Origin of the sequence: Nostoc parmelioides FACHB-3921 (genome assembly GCF_014696625.1) — a bacterium.
Classification (GTDB): domain Bacteria; phylum Cyanobacteriota; class Cyanobacteriia; order Cyanobacteriales; family Nostocaceae; genus Trichormus; species Trichormus parmelioides.
On sequence record NZ_JACJQL010000152.1, the window covers coordinates 1 to 4,593 of the forward strand.

The 4,593-nt window shown below is 38.8% G+C and carries 4 protein-coding genes and 1 pseudogene; 3 read left to right on the forward strand and 2 right to left on the reverse strand.

All coding sequences use genetic code 11. The features are described 5' to 3' along the window. Together H6G14_RS32890 and H6G14_RS32895 are read left to right on the forward strand one after the other, a co-directional pair. On the forward strand, positions 1-1,417 hold a 1,417-nt coding region (locus tag H6G14_RS32890; RefSeq protein WP_242054369.1), incomplete at its 5' end, for a type IV secretory system conjugative DNA transfer family protein. A gap of 208 nt (positions 1,418-1,625) precedes the next feature. Continuing rightward, entirely contained in the window at positions 1,626-2,297 is a 672-nt protein-coding gene (locus H6G14_RS32895) for a response regulator (protein ID WP_190573158.1), read from the forward strand. Positions 2,298-2,424: 127 nt separating this feature from the next. On the opposite strand, the gene H6G14_RS32900 is transcribed toward H6G14_RS32895, so the two are convergent. Both H6G14_RS32900 and H6G14_RS32905 read right to left on the reverse strand, forming a co-directional pair. Beyond that, complete coding sequence (locus H6G14_RS32900; protein WP_190573159.1) at positions 2,425-2,988, reverse strand: hypothetical protein; 564 nt, start codon at positions 2,986-2,988, stop codon at positions 2,425-2,427. A 101-nt stretch (positions 2,989-3,089) separates the two neighbouring features. Beyond that, on the reverse strand, positions 3,090-3,920 hold the full coding sequence (locus tag H6G14_RS32905) for an SH3 domain-containing protein (protein ID WP_190573161.1): 831 nt from the start codon (positions 3,918-3,920) through the stop codon (positions 3,090-3,092). Positions 3,921-4,120: 200 nt separating this feature from the next. On the opposite strand from H6G14_RS32905, the pseudogene H6G14_RS32910 reads away from it, so the two are divergent. Next, positions 4,121-4,593 (forward strand): annotated as a pseudogene (locus H6G14_RS32910) (hypothetical protein); the annotation flags it as partial.

Here is a 4,593-nt window from a genome sequence, read left to right on the forward strand (position 1 = left end):
TTTGATTGCAAAGTTTTATTTCGCTTTTTCCCATAAGGCTTATTTTGCCGTTAATTATGGCTCATTTTATTGTTCACAATTTGGCTCATTTTTTCGTTCAAGTCACAACGAGTTCCACCAATGGAGTGAGAATCGACGGGCAAGAGCAGCACAATTGTCTCAAATGACACCGCAAGAGTTAGCCATCTTTCAGCAGCAAGTGAGGTTAAGGGCAGAAGCAGAAGCACGGGCTTCTCTGCAACAGACAACCGGACAACCAGCCGGTGCATTGCCAGGGCAGTCAATCAACGATATAGCCAGGGGTGACGATAAAGTAACTGGCTCTCAACCGCAGGCATTACAACACAATAGCTCTGTCAGTCTTCACCCATCAGAAGCTATTGCCCTCAACACTTTGCAAGCCCTAGCCAGAGCCGATAGTTCCACTGCTTTAGTCGCTGCACCAGGAAGCGGTAAATCAGTTACCCTCAATTACTTGATTGGCAAGATTTTGACTGATTCCCCAGGCGCGGATATTTGGGTAATTAGTGCTAAGAATGATAGTTTCTGCGGTTTACGGGAAAAGGAACGAGTAATTGTCTTCGATCAGGAAAACCCAGACCTAGCTAAAGAGGTAATTGATAACTTTTACCTCAACTACAAACAACGTAAACAGTTACCAGAATCACAACGTGAGTCTTTACCACCTTTAATTCTAATTTTGGATGATTGGTTAGTGATTGCTGATCAATTAAGCAAGCTTTACTCAGATTGGAATTACGGGAGTAAATTACTTGATATTTTACTGATTGGTCGAGAGTTTAATACTAAATTTATTGCCTCACTACAGTCTTTTAATCTGGCAGCATTAGGCATTGAAAAGATGGATGCTCAAACAAGAATGTGCCTGAATTTATTACTGTTAGGTAACAAGTATATTAAGAACGGCAGGGAGCAAGAATCTTATGGGGTATTGGAATTAATTTTGAATAGGGGTGACATCATTCCCGGTAAGCAAGAGAGGGAACAAATCAAATCTAAATACTTTGAAGTTAAATCAGTTTCTTGTCAAAATCTCCGTCCAGTCATGATTGCTTCTGTGGGTGGTTTCGTCGTGGCTTTGATGCCCGATTTATCTAAGAGCGCCAAGTCAATTGCTTCGGAGCAGCAATATTTAGATAGAGTGTATGAATTGGAATTTGATTTAACTGTTGCTCATCATCACCAGCCAAAGTCATTATCTGGGGTGGCTACAAAGATTTATGAATACTTCCAGAATGTCAAGTCTAAAACGCCAAAAACATTACGTGATTTAAAGAAGGCTGACAGATTATCCGGCTATTCAGAGTCAGAATTAATTGATGGTTTGGCTGAATTAGTAGAGAAGGAGAAGATAAATTTCGACGGCAATGATAGCTACTCTCTACCCGATTGGTGAGCGTGTTGCCGTACTGCCGTAGTGAGCATAAGGGATGTAAAACTGGCTTTTCTGGCTGTCTACGGCATACGGCACAATCACGGCAATCCATACCCTGTATAGGTCATAGCCTACGGCAGCTTCACGGCAAGACGGACAGTCACGGCAGGGACACCAATAATAAATCAATCAATAAACAGCCATTTATTATTAGAATATTATCAACATCATGCTGAGAATAGTAATTGTTGAACCAGAAACATTCACACTCTTAGGCTTCAAAACTGCCATTGAACAATCTCCTGATATAAAAGTTACAGGGTCAGCCAATTGTGGAAAGATAGGTTTTCAGTTAATTGAACAAGTAAATCCTGATGTTGTGTTAGTCGATTTACTATTACCCGATATGAGTGGTTTAGAACTTACTCGTTCAATTAAAAGAAATACTAATAGTAAAGTGGTGATATTTACTAATGAGACTCATTCTGACTTTATTAACTCGGCTTTCTGTCATGGTGCTGATTCTTATATGCTCAAGACGGCTGATATAGAATTGATTGAACTAGCCATCAAGAGAGCTTACTTTGATGAATGTCTACTCGACCCAAAGCTGGCTAAAAAACTGTTAGAAAGGCTTTATCAAAACAGATATATTGACCCCAACTTCGTTGACAAAAACTTGCTAGACTCTCCCACTGAGCGACAAATACAAGTCCTGCGTTTACTGGCTCAGGGTTTAGTTTTTGAACAGATTGCCAAAGAAATGTTTCTCTCTGTTAGTACAGTCAAACATTACGCGAGTGATTTGTACAGTAAATGGCACGTCAAGAACCGTTATGAGGCGATAAAAAGAGGGGCGATGCTTGGTTATATCGACTATAACTTGATTGTGAATGAATGATGTATTGGTGAATATAAGGAGGTTACAGAAAATGAGTAGCACAATTAAGCTATCAAGACAAAATGCTTTTGATACTGGACGATGCCTTTATTTATTCGGAAATTAATAATTGCTTTAGCTAAAAGAATTAAATGCTATTATTTCTGCTACGATATGATTTCAAATTCCCTTGCCCCTTGTAAACTAAAGTTTGTTCTTGACGAATATTAAATTTAGTTAATTGCTCCGGCTCTTGATCACCCGCTAAAATAACAGTGACTTGGCTAGGAACATAAGAAATATTAGCTAAAATGTTACTCTGGGGCTTGGCTAATATCCAAGTATAGTTATACTGACGGGTTATCCAACTTTTAGTTTGATAACCTTCAAAGTATATAGTAATGTTTTTCTTACTAGGATTATATGTTAATGAGTAATTTTCTGCTTTCACTTCTAAATGCTGTTCAAGAAAAGATTGCATAACCTGAAGGGAGGCATCTTTAGAACCACTAAGTACGAGTAAATTTGAATTAGGAGCAGCATTTGTTATTCGTATAAGTGCTTCATAGCGTACTAAGTCATCTTGAGCAGGAATAGTTAAATTCAGTGCCGCCTTATTACCATCTAATTTCAAAAAATCAAATAGAAATTCTTCTGTTAAATTACTTGTTAAGTTAGCTCTAACAATATCTCTAAAATTAATATTTTTCACGATTTAATTTGTATCTATTTTGAATTAATGTTTATTTTAAGTCGTCTGACGTATAAGTTCATTCAATGCCTATATTTGCCCAATCAGTGAAGATTAAATAGTTATGGGCTAGTACTAAGTAGTTCTGAGTAAAGCCAACCAACCTTGCCATTTACTTCAACTTGATACCACAATTGCCCAGAACTATTCCTCTGCTCACTGATGATACTCACTGAAGTACCATTCGGGATTTTCATTATAGTGGCTACCTCAGTACTTGCCTGAGTTCTTAAATTGGCGTAGCCGTCTCCTGCCTGAACAATCCGAGTAGAGGATGGGTGCTGTATAGTTGAAATATCAGACTGAACTTGTGATTCAGATGTTTTACTAGGTGTTGTCTCAGTGCTGGGAGGAATCAGTTGTGATTTTGAATTATCATCAACTGCACACTTATTGGAGTCAAAAACCGGATTTTTTGCTGCTACGTTAGCGAACTCCTCTAACCCTATTGCTGCATACGAGTAAATAGAAATAAGTCTTTTTAACTCCTTTACTCCTTCAGGTGGAAGTACTTGGGTAAGCTCAGAGTATTCAGTTTGTATGAAATCTTCTTTCGTTTTCCATACGTAGAAATTCTTTCCTTCAAACATCCGAACAATAGAATCACTATTTGTAACCATGACATACGCAAAACTATTATTAGTAGTTTTGAATTTATGAACAATTGCACCTGAGAGAATTCCAACTGTGTAGACCATACATTTACTGCTGTCGAATTCTGTTTCTTCGGGCAAATCATCATCAGTTGCCCTGCTAGTGGTTGAAATCTGATTCTGTGGAGGTTTAGACTTCCCTATGTTCGCTAGACTAAAGCTGAACACTACCAAGAACAACACTATTGCTGCCGATGTTTTGGGGTGCTTCCAAATAAAGTCTTTGATCTGTGTTTTCATTGTATTATCTCTACCTGATATTTATAGTTCCCCTGTGAGGAGTGGGGGTAACGAGGTCATCGTGCCAAAAAGGGAAAACTGTACGTTAAGGAATATGTTTATTTTTGGTCACGCTTACTAGATAAATCTGTGTACTGTCACAGCAGCACTCATCATGCGGCCGTTTAAGATGAAATCAGACCGCGATTAAAAAAACAATTATGGCATCTGCCTCACCCACGCCCATTGAGCCTACTAATATTGAGTTGCCGCTTGTCCAACCTCAACAGGAAAAAACTCTCTTGTCAACAGAGCTTTCAAAAACTGAGGTAGAGGTGGAGCCTGCACTACAAGCCTCAACGGATGATGAGCAAGTCAATCCTGAAACCGCATCACAAGTAGATGCTATTGAAGCAACAGGAGCGATATTTCAAGCGGTAGGCGTAATTACAGGAGAGGTAAATTTAAAGTCAGAGGGCATTAGCACTGTGACTATTGGTCGAAATCAATACCCACTTTTATACATTGGCAAAAAACTGAAAGTTTTTGAAGCTCTCAAGAAAGAAATAGAAGCAACTGGCAATCGGACTTTTAGGCTGGTTGTTTATCCCAAGGTGATTCATTTCCCCAAGAAAGAGCAACCGCATCAAGTGGCTTTTCAGTTAGTAGGCTTTGATAGAGGGCGATTCCAAGA